This window comes from Bradyrhizobium sp. 157, assembly GCF_023073815.1.
Classification (GTDB): domain Bacteria; phylum Pseudomonadota; class Alphaproteobacteria; order Rhizobiales; family Xanthobacteraceae; genus Bradyrhizobium.
On sequence record NZ_JADPKF010000015.1, the window covers coordinates 1 to 19,187 of the forward strand.

At 62.3% G+C, this 19,187-nt stretch carries 18 protein-coding genes and 1 pseudogene; 9 read left to right on the top strand and 10 right to left on the bottom strand.

Features of this window, described 5'->3' with window-relative positions:
- Nucleotides 1–209 (top strand): annotated as a pseudogene (locus tag IVA95_RS02635) (hypothetical protein); the annotation flags it as partial.
- Nucleotides 210–470: 261 nt separating this feature from the next.
- Nucleotides 471–1,532: a 2-dehydropantoate 2-reductase gene (locus tag IVA95_RS02640; RefSeq protein WP_247509088.1), complete on the top strand. Its 1,062-nt coding sequence runs from the start codon at nt 471–473 to the stop codon at nt 1,530–1,532.
- Nucleotides 1,533–1,638: 106 nt separating this feature from the next.
- Here IVA95_RS02640 and IVA95_RS02645 read toward each other — a convergent pair whose 3' ends face one another.
- A complete protein-coding gene (locus IVA95_RS02645; protein WP_247509089.1) occupies nt 1,639–3,054 on the bottom strand; it encodes an APC family permease in 1,416 nt (471 codons plus the stop codon).
- A 90-nt stretch (nt 3,055–3,144) separates the two neighbouring features.
- Here IVA95_RS02645 and IVA95_RS02650 point away from each other — a divergent pair, with 90 nt between their 5' ends.
- The 5 genes from IVA95_RS02650 to IVA95_RS02670 all read left to right on the top strand — a co-directional run bounded on the left by IVA95_RS02650 (nt 3,145) and on the right by IVA95_RS02670 (nt 7,695).
- Nucleotides 3,145–3,474, top strand: coding sequence for a PepSY domain-containing protein (locus IVA95_RS02650; protein ID WP_247509090.1), 330 nt, complete (start codon nt 3,145–3,147; stop codon nt 3,472–3,474).
- A 192-nt stretch (nt 3,475–3,666) separates the two neighbouring features.
- A complete protein-coding gene (gcl, locus tag IVA95_RS02655) occupies nt 3,667–5,466 on the top strand; it encodes a glyoxylate carboligase (RefSeq protein WP_247509091.1) in 1,800 nt (599 codons plus the stop codon).
- A 15-nt stretch (nt 5,467–5,481) separates the two neighbouring features.
- Nucleotides 5,482–6,267 carry a hydroxypyruvate isomerase gene (hyi, locus tag IVA95_RS02660; RefSeq protein WP_247509092.1) on the top strand — a complete coding sequence of 262 codons (786 nt, stop codon included), beginning with the start codon at nt 5,482–5,484 and terminating at the stop codon, nt 6,265–6,267.
- A 27-nt stretch (nt 6,268–6,294) separates the two neighbouring features.
- Nucleotides 6,295–7,182 (top strand): 2-hydroxy-3-oxopropionate reductase, encoded by an 888-nt coding sequence (locus IVA95_RS02665; RefSeq protein WP_247509093.1) that lies wholly within the window; start codon nt 6,295–6,297, stop codon nt 7,180–7,182.
- Between the two features lie 129 nt (nt 7,183–7,311).
- A complete protein-coding gene (locus IVA95_RS02670; protein ID WP_247509094.1) occupies nt 7,312–7,695 on the top strand; it encodes a DUF1236 domain-containing protein in 384 nt (127 codons plus the stop codon).
- Nucleotides 7,696–7,855: 160 nt separating this feature from the next.
- Here IVA95_RS02670 and IVA95_RS02675 read toward each other — a convergent pair whose 3' ends face one another.
- The 3 genes from IVA95_RS02675 to IVA95_RS02685 all read right to left on the bottom strand — a co-directional run bounded on the left by IVA95_RS02675 (nt 7,856) and on the right by IVA95_RS02685 (nt 9,456).
- On the bottom strand, nt 7,856–8,209 hold the full coding sequence (locus IVA95_RS02675) for a VanZ family protein (protein ID WP_247509095.1): 354 nt from the start codon (nt 8,207–8,209) through the stop codon (nt 7,856–7,858).
- 75 nt (nt 8,210–8,284) lie between these two features.
- Nucleotides 8,285–8,893, bottom strand: coding sequence for a thiamine pyrophosphate-dependent enzyme (locus IVA95_RS02680; protein WP_247509096.1), 609 nt, complete (start codon nt 8,891–8,893; stop codon nt 8,285–8,287).
- Nucleotides 8,894–8,901: 8 nt separating this feature from the next.
- The gene (locus tag IVA95_RS02685; RefSeq protein ID WP_247509097.1) at nt 8,902–9,456 is read right to left on the bottom strand and encodes a thiamine pyrophosphate-binding protein; all 555 of its coding nucleotides are present in this window, start codon (nt 9,454–9,456) and stop codon (nt 8,902–8,904) included.
- 342 nt (nt 9,457–9,798) lie between these two features.
- Between IVA95_RS02685 and IVA95_RS02690 the strand changes: the two genes are divergently transcribed.
- Together IVA95_RS02690 and IVA95_RS02695 are read left to right on the top strand one after the other, a co-directional pair.
- The gene (locus IVA95_RS02690) at nt 9,799–10,848 is read left to right on the top strand and encodes a hydroxyacid dehydrogenase (RefSeq protein WP_247509098.1); all 1,050 of its coding nucleotides are present in this window, start codon (nt 9,799–9,801) and stop codon (nt 10,846–10,848) included.
- A 31-nt stretch (nt 10,849–10,879) separates the two neighbouring features.
- Nucleotides 10,880–11,752, top strand: a complete 873-nt coding sequence (locus tag IVA95_RS02695; RefSeq protein WP_247509099.1) for an alpha/beta hydrolase — start codon at nt 10,880–10,882, stop codon at nt 11,750–11,752.
- A gap of 479 nt (nt 11,753–12,231) precedes the next feature.
- Here the strand turns inward: IVA95_RS02695 and IVA95_RS02700 are convergent, their stop codons facing one another.
- The 6 genes from IVA95_RS02700 to IVA95_RS02725 form a co-directional block, all read right to left on the bottom strand.
- Nucleotides 12,232–13,167, bottom strand: a complete 936-nt coding sequence (locus IVA95_RS02700) for a glyoxylate/hydroxypyruvate reductase A (protein WP_247509100.1) — start codon at nt 13,165–13,167, stop codon at nt 12,232–12,234.
- Nucleotides 13,168–13,182: 15 nt separating this feature from the next.
- A complete protein-coding gene (locus tag IVA95_RS02705; protein ID WP_247509101.1) occupies nt 13,183–14,790 on the bottom strand; it encodes an ABC transporter ATP-binding protein in 1,608 nt (535 codons plus the stop codon).
- A 2-nt stretch (nt 14,791–14,792) separates the two neighbouring features.
- The gene (locus IVA95_RS02710; protein WP_247509102.1) at nt 14,793–15,632 is read right to left on the bottom strand and encodes an ABC transporter permease; all 840 of its coding nucleotides are present in this window, start codon (nt 15,630–15,632) and stop codon (nt 14,793–14,795) included.
- Nucleotides 15,629–16,600 carry an ABC transporter permease gene (locus IVA95_RS02715; protein WP_247509103.1) on the bottom strand — a complete coding sequence of 324 codons (972 nt, stop codon included), beginning with the start codon at nt 16,598–16,600 and terminating at the stop codon, nt 15,629–15,631. Before IVA95_RS02715 ends, IVA95_RS02710 begins: the two co-directional genes overlap by 4 nt.
- Nucleotides 16,601–16,672: 72 nt before the next feature.
- Complete coding sequence (locus IVA95_RS02720; RefSeq protein ID WP_247509104.1) at nt 16,673–18,226, bottom strand: ABC transporter substrate-binding protein; 1,554 nt, start codon at nt 18,224–18,226, stop codon at nt 16,673–16,675.
- 59 nt (nt 18,227–18,285) lie between these two features.
- A complete protein-coding gene (locus IVA95_RS02725) occupies nt 18,286–19,074 on the bottom strand; it encodes a class II aldolase/adducin family protein (RefSeq protein ID WP_247509105.1) in 789 nt (262 codons plus the stop codon).
- Nucleotides 19,075–19,187 lie beyond the last annotated feature (113 nt).

The following is a 19,187-nucleotide window of genomic DNA, read 5'->3' on the forward strand; positions in this document are numbered from 1 at the left end:
TGCCTCTGTTCAAGCAGTCCGCTCAGAGGTTGCACCCGAACGGAAGAATGTATCTCCTACTTTCATCAGACAGCAACCTCGCTTTGATGGATCGCCTGATCCGTTCAGCCGGCCTTAGCTCGAAGCAGATTGCAAAGCGCTCAATTTGGGTAGAAGCGTTCTATCTGTATGAGCTTTCGTTGGCAGAAACTGATCTAATACCCGATTAGGAACATCAGATTTGACTATCTCGGCGTCGTTCCAGGACCGCCAACCCCGTCCAAATTTCAAACTCTTTGGCCGCTCCCGACCACTTTCGATGTCCGTTGATGGTCAAAAGCTCCCCTCTTCGGAATGACCGCTTCTGGCGCAAAGCGGACGGTTGGCAGGGCCTCTCGATCCGCTAGAGTGTCCCGCAACGGATGAGCGGACGGGGCTGCATCGTCTGCCGCAAGAAGTCGTCTGCTGTAAGAAGATGCAGGGGGGGAAGCATGGGGCGGAAGATCGCGATCGTCGGAGCGGGTGCCGTCGGCGGGTATGCAGGTGCCCATATGGTGCAGGCGGGCGAGGACGTCACGTTCATCGATCCCTGGCCCGACCATGTCGAGCATATGAGGAAGCATGGGCTGCGCGTCACCCACGCGATGGATATCGCGGAATTCTCGGTGCCCGTGCGCGCGCTCCACGTCACGGACGCGCAGCGGCTCGCCAAGGAAAAGCCGGTCGACATCGCCTTCGTCTGCATGAAATCCTACGACACCGCCTGGGCCACCATGCTGATCCAGCAATATCTAGCGCCGGACGGCTATGTCGTGTCGCTGCAGAACTGCATGAACGAGGAGACGATCGCCGGCATCGTCGGCTGGGGCAAGACGCTGGGCTGCATTGCCAGCAGCATCACGGTGAACCTGCCGGAGCCCGGCCATATCCACCGCGGCGCCGGCAAGGGCGGGGCGGCGCACACGGTATTTCGCGCCGGCGAAGTACACGGCCGTATCACGCCGCGGGCGGAAGAGGTCTGCCGCCTGGTCGGCTACTCCGATAGCGCCAAGGTGACGGGGAATCTCTGGGGCGAGCGTTGGTCGAAGCTGGTCGCCAACGTCATGGGCAACGGGCTCTCCGCCTGCACCGGACTGCCGGGCGCAGAAATCCTGCAAAGCGAGCCGCTGCGCCGTTTCTCCACGCGGCTCGGCAGCGAAGCGATCCGGGTCGGACAGGCGCACGGCTATCAACTGGAAGAGATTTTGCATCTGTCACCGGAGACGATCGCGCGTGCCGGCGAGGGCGACGAGGAAGCCATGCTCACCTGCGACGAGCAGCGTTTCAAGGACTCAAAGCGCACGTCTTCCCAGCAGCGCCCCTCGATGGCTCAGGACATGCAGAAAGGCCGCCGCACGGAGATCGAGTTCCTCAACGGTTTTGTCGTGCGCGAGGGCGAGAAGCTCGGCATCGCCTGCACTGCAAACGCCGCGCTGACGGATATCGTCAAGCGCGTCGAGCGTGGCGAGCTGAGCCCGGATCCGCGGCACATCACGGAACTGCGGATGAACTGATCCGCCTCGCGTTACTAACTGCGTTTGCGCAAGGCCACGCCGTGACAAAGCAATCGATCTCGCCAAGTGCGAAGACTTGGATTGCTCCGCTCTGCCTGCGCCTCGTCTAGTTGACGGGCCCGCCGCGACCTAAATGTTCCATATCTGGCTCGAGTCTCGTTATCCCGGTCATCCGGTTGACCATGATCGTGATGAGCCAAAGAACGATGCCCACCCCGATCAGGACCCCGGCGACCCGGTACTGAACGGGGTCACGGCCGGTCCAGGGACTAGCGAGGAAAGCGCAAAACATGGCGCCCAGGATCGGCAGAATGGTCGGCGTGCGAAAATGCTGATGACTTACAGAATCGCGCCGAAGCACCAGCACCGCAACGTTAACCACCGTGAAAACGCATAACAACAGGAGCGCGGTGGTGCCTCCGAGTGCCGGCACCTCACCGACGAATGTGATCAAGGCAAACGCCAGCAAGGTCGTGAAGCCGATAGCGACATAAGGCGTCCGCCGCGTCCTATGTACTCTCCCGAGAGCTGGCGGAAGCACATGCTCGCGGCTCATGCCATACACAAGGCGACTGGCCATGAGCATATTGATGAGGGCGGTATTGGCCACGGCAAACATGGTGATGAATCCAAAGATCCAAATCGGAAAATTTGGCGCGCCCTGTTGGACGACCTTCAGAAGGGGTGTTTCGCCTTCCAATTGCTCCGGCGCCACCAGCGTGATTGCCGAGACCGAGACAAGAACATAGATGAGACAGGTAATCACAAGGCCTGCAAGCAGCACCTTTGGAAAGTCACGGCTTGGATCCTTGCATTCCTCGGCCATGTTGACCGAATCCTCGAAGCCTACCATGGCAAAGAATGCGAGCGTGGTCGCGGCAATCACTGGCCAGAACATGCCGCCGTCAGCGGTCGAACGAAACTGAATGGCACGCGAGACATCGCCTTGGCCCAACCCGATCGCCCAAAGGCCGATAACAATGATAATCAGCAGCCCCGTCAGCTCCACACAGGTGAGAACGACGTTAGCTTTCAGACTTTCGCCAACACCGCGGAAATTGACTGCAGCAACGAGTGCCATGAAAACGAGACCGGTAATCGTGATGGCAAAGGCCGATAGGTTGAGGCCCATTGCGCCCGACATGTTCGCGGCGAAAGCCCGGGAAGCGGTCGATGCCGAGGTGATACCTGAGCACATCACCGCAAATGCAACGATGAACGTGACGAAATGGATACCAAAAGCCTTGTGGGTGTAGAGAGCCGCGCCGGCTGCTTTCGGATATTTCGTGACCAGTTCGAGATAGCTGAACGCGGTCACAAGGGCGACCACAAACGCAATCACAAAAGGCAGCCACACGACACCGCCGACTTGCTTCGCCACCTGGCCTGTGAGCGCATAGATTCCGGTGCCGAGAATATCGCCGACGATGAACAGCAGGAGCAGCCAGGGGCCCATGACCCTACGAAGGCTCGGTTCAGCGGCGAGTGATTGAGCACCGGCGTTCATCGGGACATCGGTCATCGCACGTCCTTTTTATCGGTGGCGCAAGCGCAGTCTACCGGTAGTTGAAGGCCTTGTGCAATAATTCTGCCTGGGGTTCGGCAGTGCGAATTGGCTGAAAATCCGGAACCATTGCCAATCGCCGGCATTCAATTGGCTGGCTCGAAGCGGATATCAGGAGGACTGGATATGCGATTGATCACATCAACTGCGATACTGGTCCTATCGGTGCTTCCTGCGCTCGCTGATCGCGCAGTCACTGAAGACGAGCGCGCAAAGCTTGTCGCTGCGGTTCAGGCCGAGGGATGCTCAGGCGGCAAGCTCGAGATGGATGAAGACGACCAGCAGTTTGAGGTCGATGACGCCGTCTGCGCGGACGGCAAGAAGTACGACCTCAAGTTTGATATGCAAATGCGTATCAAGCGAAAGAACCTGGATTGAGTTCCGGCGCAAATCCTCCTCGCAACGGCGTCCTCACAGGATTTCCATCACGTTCGTGAACCAAGCGCCTGATATGTCGCGCATTTTCTAACTTCCTCCCACACCGCGGGAAATAAAATCACCCGCGTTGAGATCGCGCCGCACCGCCACGAAGATCGCCGCCAGAACCAACCCTGTTGAGCGAGGCGCTACATGGCGAAGATGCGGGCGATCGATGCGGCTGTGCGGATCCTGGAGAAGGAAGGCGTGACCATCGCCTTTGGCGTGCCGGGCGCCGCGATCAATCCGCTTTACTCGGCACTGAAGAAGCGCGGCTCGATCGGGCACATTTTGGCGCGCCATGTCGAGGGCGCTTCGCACATGGCCGAGGGCTATACCCGCGCCAAATCAGGCAATATCGGCGTCTGCATCGGTACCTCGGGCCCGGCCGGTACCGACATGATCACCGGCCTTTACTCGGCGATCGCGGATTCGATCCCGATCCTGTGCATCACCGGGCAGGCGCCGCGCGCGCGGCTCTACAAGGAAGACTTTCAGGCCATCGATATCGAATCCATTGCCAAGCCCGTGACGAAATGGGCGGTGACCGTGCGCGAGCCGGCGCTGGTGCCGCGCGTGTTCAGCCAGGCGTTCCACATCATGCGTTCCGGGCGTCCGGGGCCGGTGCTGATCGACTTGCCGCTCGACGTCCAGCTTGCGGAGATCGAATTCGACGACGAGACCTATGAGTCGCTGCCGGTCTACAAGCCCGCGGCGACCCGCAAGCAGATCGAGAAGGCGCTCGAGATGCTCAATGCCGCGGAGCGGCCGCTGATCGTGGCGGGCGGCGGCGTCATCAATGCCGACGCGTCGGAGCTGCTGGTGCAGTTCGCCGAGACCGTCAACGTTCCGGTGGTGCCGACGCTGATGGGGTGGGGCGCTATCCCCGACGATCACGTGCTGATGGCAGGCATGGTCGGCTTGCAGACCAGCCACCGCTACGGCAACGCGACCATGCTGCAATCCGACTTCGTGCTCGGCATCGGCAACCGCTGGGCCAACCGGCACACCGGCTCGATCGAGACCTACACCAAGGGCCGCAAATTTGTGCATGTCGATATCGAGCCGACGCAGATCGGACGCGTGTTCAATCCCGATTTCGGCATCGTCTCCGACGCCAAGGCGGCACTGGAATTGTTCGTCTCGGTCGCCAGGGAGTGGCGCAAGGCCGGCAAGCTGAGGGAGAGGCAGGCATGGCCGGCGGCGTGCCAGGACCGCAAGCGCACGATGCTGCGCAAGAGCCATTTCGACGACATACCGATCAAGCCGCAGCGCGTCTATGAAGAGATGAGCAGGGCGTTCGGACGCGACACCTGCTATGTCAGCGTGATCGGATTGTCGCAGATCGCCGGCGCGCAATTCCTCGGTGTCTACGGACCGCGCAACTGGATCAATGCGGGGCAGGCCGGGCCGCTCGGCTGGACGCTTCCCGCCGCGCTCGGCGTGCGCGCGGCCGATCCGAGCCGCGAGATCGTCGCGCTGTCGGGCGATTACGATTTCCAGTTCCTGATCGAGGAGCTTGCGGTAGGCGCCCAGTTCAAGCTGCCCTACATCCACGTCGTCGTGAACAACTCCTATCTCGGACTGATCCGCCAGGCGCAGCGCGGCTTCGACATGGACTACCACGTCCAGCTTTCCTTCGAGAACATCAATGCGCCCGAGCTCGGTGTTTATGGCGTCGATCACGTTGCAGTGGCTGAAGGGCTCGGCTGCAAGGCAATCCGCGTCACCGATCCGAACCACGCGCAAGCGGCGTTCGCGACCGCGCGCGAATGGATGGCGGAATTCAAGGTGCCTGTCGTCGTCGAGTTCATTCTCGAACGCGTCACCAACATCCCTATGGGTACCGAGATCGACAACATCATCGAATTCGAGGAGGTGTTGGACCTGCCGCTGGACGACACGCCGGCCAAATCGACCGCGCCGCAATCCGGCAAGCTGTTGCCGGCATAAGGGGAGAATCTGATCGTGCCGAAATTTGCCGCCAATCTCACCATGCTGTTCGGCGAGCAGCCGTTCCTCGATCGCTTTGCCGCCGCCAAGGCCGCGGGATTTAACGGGGTCGAATATCTATTCCCGTACGATTTCGATAAGGCCGACCTGCGCGAGCAGTTGCACCAGCACGGCCTGACCCAGGTGCTGCACAATCTCCCCGCCGGCAACTGGGCGGCCGGCGAGCGCGGCATCGCCATCCTGCCTGACCGGGTCGACGAATTTCGTGATGGCGTCGCGCGCGCCATCGATTACGCCAATGCGCTCGATTGCCGCCAGCTCAACTGCCTGGTCGGCATCGCGCCTGACGGTGCTGATGCGACTGATCTCAACGAGACATTGATCGGCAATCTTCGCTTCGCGGCAGATACGCTCGCCAAGGAGCAGATCAAGCTCCTGATCGAGCCGATCAACACCATCGACATCCCCGGCTTCTTCCTGAACAAGACCGCACAGGCGCTTCAGATCATTGCGGATGTTCGCTCCAGCAATCTGTTCGTGCAGTACGACATCTACCACATGCAGGTGATGGAGGGTGACATTGCCCGAAGCTTGCAAAAGCATCTGCCGCGTATTGCCCATGTGCAACTCGCCGACAATCCCGGCCGCAACGAGCCGGGCACCGGCGAGATCAACTATCCCTTCCTGTTCAGGCATCTCGACGCTATTGGTTATCGCGGCTGGATCGGCTGCGAATACAAGCCGAGGACGACGACGGTCGAGGGCCTCGGTTGGCACGCGGCGCTGACGGCCGATACCTGAACAAGAAACGAAGTAAGGGGAGTTGAAATGATCGATATCGGCTTTATCGGCCTCGGCACCATGGGGCGCCCGATGGCGGGCCATCTCCAGACGGCAGGCCACCGCCTGTTTCTGCACGATGTCGCGCCGATTGCACCGGAGCTCGTTGCGGCGGGAGGTGTTGTCTGCAAATCCGGCAAGGAGGTCGCCGAGCAGGCCGACGTCGTTATCATCATGGTGCCTGATACGCCGCACGTCGAGGCGGTCTTGTTCGGGCCGGGCGGCGTCGCCGAGGGGCTCTCGAAGGGGCAGATCGTTGTCGACATGAGCTCGATCTCGCCGCTCGCCACCAAGGAGTTTGCGAAGAAAGTCGAGGCGCTCGGCGCCGATTATCTCGACGCGCCGGTATCCGGCGGCGAGGTCGGCGCCAAGGCGGCGAGCCTCACCATCATGGTCGGCGGACCGGAGCGCGCGTTCAACGCGATGAAGCCCGTGTTCGACAAGATGGGCAAGAACGTCACCCTAGTCGGTGCCAATGGCGACGGGCAAACGACAAAAGTCGCCAACCAGATCATCGTGGCGCTGACGATCGAGGCGGTGGGCGAGGCGCTGTTGTTTGCATCCAAAGCCGGCGCGGATCCGGCGCTGGTGCGTAAGGCGCTGATGGGCGGCTTTGCATCGTCGCGGATTCTCGAAGTGCATGGCGAGCGCATGGTGAAGCGCAACTTCGAGCCGGGCTTTCGCATCGAGCTGCACCAGAAGGATCTCAATCTGGCGCTGGAGGGCGCACGTGCGCTTGGCCTTTCCTTGCCGAGCACGGCGCTGGCCCAGCAATTGTTCAGCGCCTGCACCGCGCATGGCGGCAAGGCATGGGACCATTCGGGAATGGTGCGCGCGCTCGAAATGATGGCGAGCCACGAAGTCGCTAAAACCTGATCTCTGTTTCTCCCTGTGACTGGAACCGCGCCGAAATATCGGCGCGGCCCTTTTTGCTGCCGCATTGGAACCGGAACCTTCTCATGCCTCCCGTGGTTGAGACACATCATCAGTTTACTGGAGAATGAGATGAATAATCGTTTGGCAGTTTCACTGATTGCTGCTTCGTTGCTGACCTCTGGCGCGGCATTCGCTCAATCGACGACTGCGCAGGGCGCCGCGGACGGAGCTGCCGCGGGCGCTGAAGTCGGTGGCCCGATCGGCGCGATCGTCGGCGGCACTGTGGGTGCCGCAGTCGGTGCTGCCGTAGAAATTCCGAACGCCGTGATCAATTCGGTCCCACGAGACCGTTCTGTCGTGGTCCGTGAGCGTGTGGTGGTCGGCGAGCCGCTACCGCCGACCGTCGAATTGCGTACAGTCCCGCAGCACACCGAATACCGCTACGCGGTCGTCAACGATCGCCGCGTGATCGTTGAGCCGCGAACTCGCAGGGTCGTCAGGATCCTCGACTAGAGCCTTTTCGGTTCTGATTGAATCAGAGCCGGGCTCTAGATTTTGTTTTGACGCGTTTTCTTGACGCGAACCGGTGTCCACTTCGCTGGAAAACGCTCTAACGAACGCAGCTCTTACTGAGCCATCCTCGCGGGCGATCGTCCCGCGAGGATTTTTCTTGTCACGATGCGCTGTGGCGAGATCGCCTGATCTTCCAGTCGAGAACCATAGCGGCCGCAAGCCCGACGGATGCCGCCAGCGCGTCGACGACAAAGTCCTCCAGGCGGGCATGCCGGCCCGGCGCCCAGAACTGCAGGATCTCGACCAAGCCGGTGAAGCCGATAACGAAGGCCGCCGAGCGCGACCGATCTCGCGCATAGGCCAGTCCGAAGGCCACTCCCAGCAGCACAAAGGCAAGCGCATGCTCCCCGTTCTGCCCCAGGTTCGAGTGCGGCCGTTGTTCCGCAGGTCCGAGGGTCGCGAAGGCGATTGCCGCGGCAAGGCCCCAGGCGATAAGTCGAAGGATGATCGTCATCGGGACGGCATAGCATGATTTATGCGCCTGCCAGCCCATGCACGCGAAATTGGCGACACCCGTGGTTAATTGGCCTCAGAGCGGCTCCCGTACGCCCAGACCGTGCATGAAGCGCTCCCGGATTTGTACGGGGTCGCGGCGGGTGGTGCCCGTGCCCGGCTTGTCGTCGATGCGGACACCGATCAGCGTCGGGCCCGCGGTCGACATGGACTTCTCGACCAGGCGTTCGAAATCCTCCTCGTCCGCCGCCCAGGCGCTGTTGGTGAGGCCGCTCGCGACCGCGATGGCGACAATGTCGGCAGCGGCTGCCCCCGGCGTCGGCTGCGCGCCGGTGATCTGGTAGATGCCGTTGTCCATCACCACCATGGTGAGATTTTTCGGCTTGAGCGTCGCGATCGTCGAAAGCGACCCCAGTTGCATCAACAGCGAGCCGTCGCCTTCAAGTGCGAAAACGCGGCGGTTCGGCTGCGCGAGCGCGACACCGAGTGCGATCGGGAAGGCGAGGCCCATGCTGCCGAGCATGTAGAAATTCTGCGGCCGGTGGCCGGCGGCCCACAGGTCGAAATTGGTGTTGCCGATGCCGCCGATCACGGCTTCCTCGTTCTTCAGCTTCGCGACCAGCCGCGAGGTGAGATCGAAGCGGTTCATGACCTTGGTATTGCGGACAGGGGTGTCGCTGTTCATTGCATCGCTCACTTGTCGAAGACTTTGCCGCCGGTCAGAAGCGGCGAGAGGATCAGCGCCACCGGCGCCTGCGTTGTGATGGCCTGCTTGATAGAGCGGTCGACGATGAATTCGAGTTCATCCAGTCGGGTGATGGTGTGATGCTCCATCGCCAGCGAATCCAGCACGGGGCGCATGGTGCGGCAGACCAGCGACTGGCCGTAGTTGAATTCGCCGAGCGTGCCGCGCTCGGACACGAACATGATCAACGGGATCTGATAGGGGATTGCCAGCGACGCCAGCACGTTGGCCAGCGTTGCGAATCCGGAAGTCTGCATCAGAACCGCGCCGCGCATGCCGCCCATCCAGGCGCCGGAGACGATACCGACCGCTTCCTCTTCGCGTGCCGCGGGGAAGGTCGTGAAGAAGGGATCGGCGTGCAAGTTCCTGATCAGCGTCGTTAGAACGCGGTCCGGCACGTAGGGGACGAGACGGATATCGTTGCGCTTGAGACTTTGCAGCACGATGCCGTGCCAGCTCTTCTCGGAAGCTTCGGGCGAGCCTTTGTCCTCCGTAACCGCCATTTTGCTCTCCTTAACCCGCGACGTCTTCGTTCGCGCTCGTCCCTGGAGCGGCGAAACTTGACGCCATCGGCGGGATTGTCAACATGTCCCGACCGTATCCGGCTCTGCGCTCCGCGGCGCTACACTCGGCATGCGACGATGTGCGATAACAAGATCAATGTCGGGGGAGGGGTAATGGCGAGACGGGTTCGGAATGGTGGCGCCGCTTGCTGCCGCCCCAGGCCCCACTTCCGCGCCGCCTGCATTTCCGTCGAGACCTGCCTCTTGACCGCGGTCGCAAGCTTCCATGTTTCCGTCCGGCCACGCCCTACGATATTCCGAAACTGAAAGTTGCCAAGGAAAATGACCGTCAACAACAAGCGCGTGTTCTATGTCAAATATCTCGCCCACGAGATCTATGTCGATATCCTGAAAAGCCGCGCCGACGTGCGGCTCGACCGGCTGGAGAACGACAGTCCCGATACAATCGCAGCGCCGATCCTGTCGGCGGCGCATGCTTACCAGGTCGGCGCGGCGCGTGACGAGATCGCCAAGCATTTTCACGTCGATCAGGATTTGTTGCGGCGGGCGCCGAACCTCCTGATCGTGTCCTCGAACGGGGCGGGCTTCGATCCCGTGGACGTCGATGCCTGCACGGCGGCCGGCGTGCTCGTCGTCAACCAGTCCGGCGGCAATGCCAATTCGGTGGCCGAGCATGCGCTGGGGATGATGCTGACGCTGTCCAAGCGCATCCTTGAATCCGACCGCGCGCTGCGCCGCCAGGCCAACGTCAACCGCAACGCGCTGATCGGTAACGAGGTGCAGGGCAAGACGGTCGGCATCGTCGGGATCGGCAATGTCGGCCGCCGTATCGCCGAGCTCTGCAACGGCCTATTACATATGAAGGTGATTGCCTACGATCCCTATCTGACTGCGGAAGAAATCGCCGCCCGCGGCGGCGAAAAGGTCGAGCTTCACGATCTGATGCGCCGTTCGGATTTCGTCTCGATTTCCTGCCCGCTGACCAAGGACAATCGCCGCATGATCGGCGCCCGCGAGTTCGCGCTGATGCAGCCGCACGCCTTCTTCATCACCACGGCGCGCGGCTTCATTCACGATGAGGAAGCGCTGTACGAGGCATTGCGCGACAAACGCATTGCGGGAGCCGGCCTTGACGTCTGGGACAAGGAGCCGCCGTCGCCCGAACATCCGCTGCTGCAGTTCGACAATGTGCTGGCGAGCCCGCACACGGCCGGCGTGACCAAGGAAGCGCGCATCAATATGGGCAGGATCGCCGCCGAGCAGATTCTCGACGCGCTCGACGGCAAGCGGCCGCCGCGCATCGTCAATCCGGAGGTGTGGCCCGACTACGCCAAGCGCTTCGAGCGGACGTTTGGGTTCGCGCCGAAATAGGCCATCACCTCCGCGAGAAAGACGATCCACGATGGCCGAACCGGCAGATCGCTTCTACGAGTCCCAAGGGCTGCGGTTACACTATGTCGACTGGGGCAACGAAACCGCGCCGCCGTTGATCCTGGTCCACGGCGGGCTCGACCATTGCCGCAACTGGGATGCGATAGCGCGAGAGTTGCAGCCGCATTTCCATATCATGGCGCCGGACCTGCGCGGCCACGGCGATTCCGAGTGGGCGAAGGGAAGCAGCTACAGCCTCACCGACAACGTCTATGATCTCACCCGGCTGATGCGGTTTGCGGCGCTGCAGGACGCCGCGATTGTCGGCCACTCGATGGGAGGCATGGTCGCGTTGGCCTATGCCGGTACCTATCCGGAAAGGATGTCGCGCCTCGTCGTGCTGGATGGCGCGTTCCTGTCGGGCTCGCAGCCCGCACCGATCGCCGAGCAGATGGCGCGCTGGATCAACCAACTCGACCGAATCTCGGAGCACAAAGAGAGCACGTTCCAGACGATCGAGGAGGCGGCGAAACGGTTGTCCGCGCGCAACAAGCGGCTGACGCCGGCGATGGCGCTTCATCTTGCCAGCCACGGCGTTCGGAAAGGTGTCGACGGCCTCTATCGCTGGAAATTCGATCATTATCAGCGGGCGAGGGCACCATACCGGCTATCGCCGGAAGATTATATCGCCCTGTGGTCGCGCATCACCTGTCCAACCCTGTTGATGTGGGGCGACGAAAGCTTTCTCCCTGATCCCGCCGGCCTGCTTGCGCACTTCAAGAGAGCCGAGCTGGAGAAGATCGCGGGCGCCGGACACTGGTTGCACCATGACCGGCTCGATGTCGTTCTGGCGTCGCTGCGACGGTTTCTCGGGGCACCACGAGCTGCGCAAGCCGCGAAGTGAGGCAGGAAATATCAGACAAGATTCGCGATGTCCGCCAGCTAAGCCCGTGTTCATCTCGTCGTTCGCAGCGCTCCGAACCGGAATCACCGGGCTCTGAGGCCAGAATCCGCGGAGAAAATTTCATCCGCGACCGGGCTGATTGCGGCAATAATTCCACTGCCAGCCGGCATCGGGACGAAGCGGGCGTTGCTATTTTCTCTGACATCTCGACTAGCTACCGGCTTGAGACCATTTTCCCTGTGCGCCTTGCCCCCCGGCGCACATGGAAGATCAAGAGATGCGACAGGTTCGTTCACTGCTGAGCAGCGCCTCCTCCCGGATCGGCCGCAGGCTTTCTCAGATCGTGGCCATCGCCGCCGCCAGCCTGCCGGCCGCGGGCGCCTAAGGCGCGGGTCCTTCACTGCTCCGACATTACGTCCAACTCTATCAGCGCCTGATCGAGGCCCGGACGAGCAGGTCCGCGTGCTTCCAGATATCGTTCAATAGCCCCGTCCGCGGTCGATGCTGTGCGGTGGGCGCCGGCCGGCCCGGACCGCTTCCGCGGTCGCACGGAACGTCGCCCCGATCGCTTCGACGCTCACTTCGCAGGCGTCGTGCGGTGTGACGAGGATGCGCGGGTGCCGCCAGAACGGATGGCGCGGCGCCAGCGGCTCGGTTGCGAAGACATCGAGCGCAGCACCGGCCAGTTGCCCATCCTCCAGCGCGGCAAGCAGATCGGCTTCGACCAGGTGCTCGCCGCGGCCGACCTGGATCAGGTAGCCGCCGCGATACATTCGGGCGAACGTCTTGCGGTTGAGGATGCCCCGGGTTTCCGGCGTCAGCGGCAGCAGGTTCACGAGGATTTCCGTCTGGCCGAGCATGGTGTCGAGGCCTGCCGCGCCATCGAAACCGCTTATGCCTTGCGGCGTCGGCTTTGCGGTCCGGCTCCACGCCATGACGGGGAAACCAAGCAGAGCGAGGTCGGTGGCGACGCGGCGGCCGATCTCGCCAAAGCCGAGAATGCCGACCGGCACGTCCTGCGGCCGGCGCTGGCCGAGACGCTGCCAGCGTTCCTCGCGCTGCTGCGCCTGATAGGTCGCAAAGCGCCGCTGATGTCCGATGACGTGCCAGGCGACAAAGCCCGACATCATCTGCGCCTGCGCCGGATCGACGACACGGATCACATCGACATCGGGCCGCAGGCTGGGACACGCCAGAATATTGTCGACGCCGGCGCCGATCGAGCAGACCGCCTGCAGATTGGGATAGCGTTCGAAGGCGTCATCCGGCGGGTGCCAGGCCACTGCCAGCCGGACGTCCGTTGCCGGACCGTCATGGGGATGGCTGACGATTTCGATACGGTCGGCAGCACGCATGAATTGCGGGCCGAGATATCCGCGAAGATCGAGGCTCTTGCTAACCAGGACGCAGCGCATCGTTCATGGTCTCGTTCATGCCGCTTTGGACGACGAGGTTTGGCCGGGTACGGCGGAGAGCAACTCGCGGGTGTAAGCGTGCTCGGGTGCGGCGAACAGGAGCGAGGCAGATTTGAGCTCGACGATTGAGCCGTGCTGCATCACGGCGATGCGGTCGCAGATTTGCGCAGCCACACGCAAATCGTGGGTGATGAACAGCATCGACAGGCCCAGTCGCGCCTTCAAATCTTCCAGCAACTCCAGGACCTGTGCCTGGACGGAGACGTCGAGCGCGGAGACGGCTTCGTCGGCGACCAGGATTTCCGGATCGAGCGCCAGTGCCCGCGCAATTCCGATGCGCTGTCGCTGCCCGCCGGAGAATTCGTGCGGAAAACGCTCCATCGCGCCGGCATTGAGGCCGACGAGGCTGAGCAGCTCGCCGGCACGCTTTCGCGCCGCCGCCGGATCGACGCCGTGCGCGATCGGTCCATCGGTGATGATGTTGCCGACCTTGCGGCGTGGATTGAGCGAAGCGAACGGGTCCTGAAACACCATCTGGATGCGGCGGCGCTGTTCGCGCAGCGCCTTGCCGCCGATCCGGGTGAGATCGACATCGCCGATACGCACGGTGCCGGCATCGGGTTCGATCAGGCGCATGACGAGGCGGGCGACGGACGATTTTCCGGAACCGGATTCGCCGACCAGACCGAGCGTCTCGCCGCGAAAAATATCGAAGCTGACGTTCTTGGTCGCCTCCACGCGGCGCTCGCTGCGGAACCATCCGCCGCCGCTGACATAGGTCTTGCCGAGCCCGATCACTTCCACCGCCTTGCTGCGATCGGGCAGAGGCGACCGCTGCGGTGGCTGCAGCGTGGGAACGGCCGCCAGCAAGGCGCGGGTATACGGATGTTGCGCGCGGAGCAGCACGTCGTCGGCGGTGCCTTGCTCGACCACCTTGCCGTGCTGGAGCACGACCACGCGATCGGCGATCTCGGCGACGACGCCGAAATCGTGGGTGATGAACATGACCGCCATGTTGCGGCGGCGCTGCAGGTCACGGATCAGTTTAAGGATCTGCGCCTGCGTGGTGACGTCGAGTGCGGTGGTCGGTTCGTCGGCGACCAGCACGGCCGGTTCGAGCGCCAGCGCCATGGCGATCATGGCGCGCTGGCGCTGGCCACCGGACAGTTGATGGGGATAGGCGCGCACCGCGCGCTCGGGATCGGGCAGGCCGACCTCGCGGATCAAGGCGAGGGCTTTCTGCTGCCGCTCCTTCGGCGCCAACAGATCATGCGCCTCGAACATCTCGGCGATCTGGTCGCCGATCCGCATCAAGGGATTGAGCGCCGTCATCGGCTCCTGGAACACCATCGCGATGCCGCGGCCGCGCAGCGCCAGCCATTCCGCCGGGCTGAGCGTCAGCAGGTTCTTTCCCTCGAGCAGGATCTCGCCGGATTCAGCCGTCACCGTATCCGGCAGCAGCCCCATCAGCGCATGGGCACACATCGATTTGCCGGAGCCGGATTCACCGACCACGCAGAGAATTTTTCCGGCTGCTAGTTCGAACGAAACGTCATCCACGGCATGGGCGCGGTCGCCACCGGGCGGCAGCGCCAGCTTCAGGTTCTTGATGACGACGGTCATGCTCAGCGCCCTCCCTTGGCGAGGCGAGGGTTGAGCGCGTCGTTGAGGCCTTCGCCGATCAGGTTCAGCGCCAGCACCGAAACGAGGATGGCGATGCCGGGAAAGACCGTGATCCACCAGGCCTGACGGATCACGGTGCGGCCGGCGCCCACCATGTAGCCCCATGACATCAGGTTGGGATCGCCGAGGCCGAGAAAGGACAGCGAGGATTCCAGCAGGATCGCGGTCGCGACCATCAGCGAGGCCAGCACGATGACGGGAGAAAGCGCGTTCGGCAGGATCTCGCGCCAGATGATCCACCAGTTGGTCTGGCCGGTCACCACCGCCGCCTGGACATATTCGCGCGTGCGCAGGGACAAAACTTCGCCGCGGACCAGCCGCGCCACCGGCGGCCAACTCACGATGGCTATCGCCGCCACAATCGATACGATGGACGGTTGCATGATCGCGACGAGCACGATGGCCAGTGCAAAACTTGGGACCGTCTGGAAAAACTCGGTGAACCGCATCAGGGCATCATCGATCTTGCCGCCGAAATATCCCGCCGTGGCGCCGAGCGGAATGCCGACCGCCAGCGAGGCCAGCGTCGAGATGAGGCCGACCAGCAGCGAGACGCGCGCGCCATAGATGATGCCGGCCATCACATCGCGGCCCAGCGCATCGGTGCCGAGCGGAAAGCTGGCAAGCGTGAACGGCGGCAGGAACGGCCGTTGCACCATGCGCCAGGGCGAGGTCGGAAACAGCAGCGGGCCAATCAGGGCGACGATCACCGCGATGAAAAGGATCGCGATGCCGATCATGCCGCCGGGGTTGCGCAACAGCACTCGCGAAACCTGTCTCATGATGCAAACTCGATGCGGGGATCGACGGAGCGATAGACGAGGTCCGTGATCAGGTTGAACGCCAGCACCATGGCCGAGCAGACGACGAAGACGCCAAGCAGCAGATTGTAGTCCCGCTGCAGCAGCGCCTCGTACATCAGGCGGCCGATCCCCGGCCACGCGAACACGGTTTCGGTCAGTACCGCGCCGCCGACCAGTGTGCCGGCCTGCAAGCCGGCCAAGGTGACAACCGGCAACAAGGCATTGCGCAGCACGTGGCGGCGCTGAATCAAGGAGTCCGACAGGCCCTTGGCGCGCGCCGTCTTGACGAAGTCGAGTCTGTTGACCTCGAGCATCGAGGCGCGGGTCATGCGGGCGTAGGTGGCCATGAAGAACAGCCCGATGGTCGTCGCCGGCAAGATCAGATGGGCGGCGACGTCGAGCACATGGGCAAGGCCGGTGTAGCCTGCGCCGACCGTCTCGTACCCAAAACTCGGCAGCCAATCCATCGTGACCGAAAACAACAGGATCGCCATCAGCGCGACCCAGAACAGCGGGGTGGCGTAGAAGATCAGCGCCGCGACCGTAATCGCAGTGTCGGCCCAGGTGCCGGCAAAGCGCGCCGCCAACGCGCCGAACAGGATGCCGAAGGCGAGCGAGATGGCAAATGCAGTGCCCGTCAGCAACAGCGTCGCCGGCAGGCGATCGAGAATCAGCTTCGAGACCGGCATCTGCTGGCGAAACGAAAATCCGAGATCGAGGCTGACGATGCCTTTGACATAGAGGAACAGTTGCGCCGGCAGTGGCTTGTCGAGGCCGAACTTCTCGCGTAGCTGGGCGATGAAGAGCTGGTCACCGGCGCCGGCTTCACCCGCCATCACCACCGCTGGATCGCCCGGCGCCATCCGGATCAGGAAGAAGTTCATGACGACAAGCGCGAGAAGGACGACGATGGCCTTCGCGATCCGCTGGGCGATGAAAGAGATCATGGGCTGTCGCTAGGGTTGGAGGCGCGGGTAGCCGGGCGTCGGGCCGGAGCCCGACGCCGCACGAATAGGCGGTTACTTCTCGATCCAGGCGTCGCGGAAACCGTCGTTCACGCCGATGCCGGTCGTGATCAGGTTCTTGACGCTGCAGCGGGTGATGGTCGGGAACTGCAGTTCGAGCATCCATGCCACCGGCACGTCCTCGACCAGGATCTTCTGCGCCTTGGCGTAGATCTCTTCGCGCGCCGCATCGGGGAAGGCGACCGCGCCGTCGGCGAACAGCTTGTCGATCTCGGGATTCGAATAGCCTTCGACGTTATTGAACGGTGAGCCCTTTGCGATCTGGCTGGAGACATAGTTGCGGCCGACGCCGAGCGCGGGGTCGCCGTACTGATAGAGATAGGTAAAGGCGATGTCGTAGTCCCACTCACTGACCTTCTGATTCCAGCCGGGCACGTCGGTTGCAATCATCTCGACGTTGATTCCGACGTCCTGCAGGTTCTGGCGAACCATCTCGGCCCAGCGCTGCCATGTCTCGCCATAGGGCAGGGGCAGCATGCGGACTTTCTCGCCCTTGTAGCCGGCTTCCTTGAGCAGCGCCTTCGCCTTGGCGGGATCGTAGTCGTATTTCGGCACCGCGCTCGTGTAGTACTTGATTGCCGACCCCGACGGACCGGTCGCGATCTTGCCGAGACCATTCCAGACCACGTCCTTGGCCATGTTACGATCAATCGCAAACATCAGCGCCTGGCGGAATTTCTTGTTCGCCGTGGGACCCGAGCGGTTGTTGAGCCAGAGCCAGGAATGCGGGCTGAAGAATTCCCAGCCCGCGCCGGTGACGCAGGTGTTTTTCAGCTTGCTCAAGCGCGGTACGTCAAAATTTTCCACCGAGCCGCCGGGCAGCACGTCAACCTTGCCGGTCTCATAGGCGACCGAACGCGCGGCGGCGTCCGGGATCACGTGCCAATAGATCTCGTCGAGGTTCGGCTTGCCCTTGACGTGGTAGCTCGGATTCTTGACGAGGCGGATGAACGAGCCCTTCTGCCATTCCTTGAACATGAAAGGACCGGTGCCAACAGGCGTGTTGTTGGCGGGGTTGGCCTTGAAATCGGTACCCTCATAAATGTGCTTGGGGATCATCGGCAGCGAGCCGACTTCGAAGATGCCAATGAAGGGGCCGAACGGCTGTTTCAGCGTGAAGACGACGGTGGATTCGTCCGGCGCCTGCACGTTGTCGAGCTGAACCAGATTGCCGCGTGCACGCGCATGGGTCTGCTTCAGGAACTCGATCGAGAACAGGACGTCCGCTGAGGTGAACGGCTTGCCGTCATGCCAGGTCACGCTTTTCACCAGTTTGAAGGTGTAGACTTTGCCGTCCTCGCTGACAGACCAGCTTTCGGCGAGGCCGGGGAGGGGCTCGAGCTTGGGGCTGTAGCGTAGCAAGCCTTCATAGATGTTGCCGGCCACCATCTGCGTCGGGCCGTTCTGCACTAGACCCATCATCAGGCTCGGCGGCTCGGGCTGGATCACGGCATTGATGACGCCGCCTGCTTTCGGCCCCTGGGCCATTGCCGCGGTGCTCAGCATGCATATCGCAGCAACGCTCATCAAAATCATACGCTTGGACATCGCATACCTCGTTTAAACAAAAGGGTTTCGGCGCTCTCAAACGGTGGAGGGCGCGCTTGTCAGTTCGCGAAATCGGGATCGGTCCGCTCGAGCATCCGCTTGAAGGCAGCCCATTCGCTGTCGGGCACGCCGTTGGTTTCGATCGCGTCATAGAAGCTGGCGTATTGGCCGGCCGTCTTGCGGGCCACGGCTGCGGATAGTTCGACGATTTCCGCTCCCGACGACTGGACGGCAAGCTGGGCGCGGCACGAGCGTTCCAGATTGTGCATCAGCTTGAAGGCCTCGGCGACCGAGCGTCCGCAGGTCAGCATGCCGTGATTGCGCAACACCATCACGAACTTGTCGCCGAGATCGGCGACCAGGCGTGAGCGCTCGTCGAGATCGAGCGCGATGCCCTCATAGTCGTGATAGGCGAGGCGGTCGGTAAACTGCAGCGACCATTGATTGAGCGGCAGCAGTCCCTGCCTCTGGCAGGCGACGGCGATGCCCGCGACCGTGTGGGTGTGCAGAACGCAGATCGCGTCATGCCGCGCGGCATGGATCGCACTGTGAATCGTAAAACCTGCCGGATTGATGCCGAGCCCCATAGGATCGTCGATGACGTTTCCGTCGAGGTCGACCGTCACCAGGTTGGATGCCGTGACTTCCTCGAAACGCAGGCCGTAGGGATTGATGAGAAAGCGGTCCTGTCGGCCCGGAAGGCGGACGGAGATGTGGGTGTAGATGCTGTCGTCGAGACGGAGCCGGTGAATCAGCCGGTAAGCCGCCGCGAGGTCGATTCGGATTTGCAGGGTCTGGTCATTCACCGCGGGCCAGGCCTTCGCGGTGTGGTGAGCTGCGCTTGTCATTTCGGCCTTCACTCATTTTCAACTTTTTCAGCTTGCGTGCGGCGCAGCATCTGGGCAAGATTAAAGTGTCGACAATCGACGATTAAAAAATAACCACGGACTGGCGCGGGTTT

What these genes read in the sequence shown, in the direction of transcription:
- IVA95_RS02640 (WP_247509088.1), top strand. Translation starts at nt 471, where the DNA reads ATGGGGCGGAAGATCGCGATCGTCGGAGCGGGTGCCGTCGGCGGGTAT.
- IVA95_RS02645 (WP_247509089.1), bottom strand. Translation starts at nt 3,054, where the DNA reads ATGACCGATGTCCCGATGAACGCCGGTGCTCAATCACTCGCCGCTGAA.
- gcl (WP_247509091.1), top strand. Translation starts at nt 3,667, where the DNA reads ATGGCGAAGATGCGGGCGATCGATGCGGCTGTGCGGATCCTGGAGAAG.
- IVA95_RS02665 (WP_247509093.1), top strand. Translation starts at nt 6,295, where the DNA reads ATGATCGATATCGGCTTTATCGGCCTCGGCACCATGGGGCGCCCGATG.
- IVA95_RS02670 (WP_247509094.1), top strand. Translation starts at nt 7,312, where the DNA reads ATGAATAATCGTTTGGCAGTTTCACTGATTGCTGCTTCGTTGCTGACC.
- IVA95_RS02675 (WP_247509095.1), bottom strand. Translation starts at nt 8,209, where the DNA reads ATGACGATCATCCTTCGACTTATCGCCTGGGGCCTTGCCGCGGCAATC.
- IVA95_RS02680 (WP_247509096.1), bottom strand. Translation starts at nt 8,893, where the DNA reads ATGAACAGCGACACCCCTGTCCGCAATACCAAGGTCATGAACCGCTTC.
- IVA95_RS02685 (WP_247509097.1), bottom strand. Translation starts at nt 9,456, where the DNA reads ATGGCGGTTACGGAGGACAAAGGCTCGCCCGAAGCTTCCGAGAAGAGC.
- IVA95_RS02690 (WP_247509098.1), top strand. Translation starts at nt 9,799, where the DNA reads ATGACCGTCAACAACAAGCGCGTGTTCTATGTCAAATATCTCGCCCAC.
- IVA95_RS02695 (WP_247509099.1), top strand. Translation starts at nt 10,880, where the DNA reads ATGGCCGAACCGGCAGATCGCTTCTACGAGTCCCAAGGGCTGCGGTTA.
- IVA95_RS02700 (WP_247509100.1), bottom strand. Translation starts at nt 13,167, where the DNA reads ATGCGCTGCGTCCTGGTTAGCAAGAGCCTCGATCTTCGCGGATATCTC.
- IVA95_RS02705 (WP_247509101.1), bottom strand. Translation starts at nt 14,790, where the DNA reads ATGACCGTCGTCATCAAGAACCTGAAGCTGGCGCTGCCGCCCGGTGGC.
- IVA95_RS02710 (WP_247509102.1), bottom strand. Translation starts at nt 15,632, where the DNA reads ATGAGACAGGTTTCGCGAGTGCTGTTGCGCAACCCCGGCGGCATGATC.
- IVA95_RS02715 (WP_247509103.1), bottom strand. Translation starts at nt 16,600, where the DNA reads ATGATCTCTTTCATCGCCCAGCGGATCGCGAAGGCCATCGTCGTCCTT.
- IVA95_RS02720 (WP_247509104.1), bottom strand. Translation starts at nt 18,226, where the DNA reads ATGTCCAAGCGTATGATTTTGATGAGCGTTGCTGCGATATGCATGCTG.
- IVA95_RS02725 (WP_247509105.1), bottom strand. Translation starts at nt 19,074, where the DNA reads ATGACAAGCGCAGCTCACCACACCGCGAAGGCCTGGCCCGCGGTGAAT.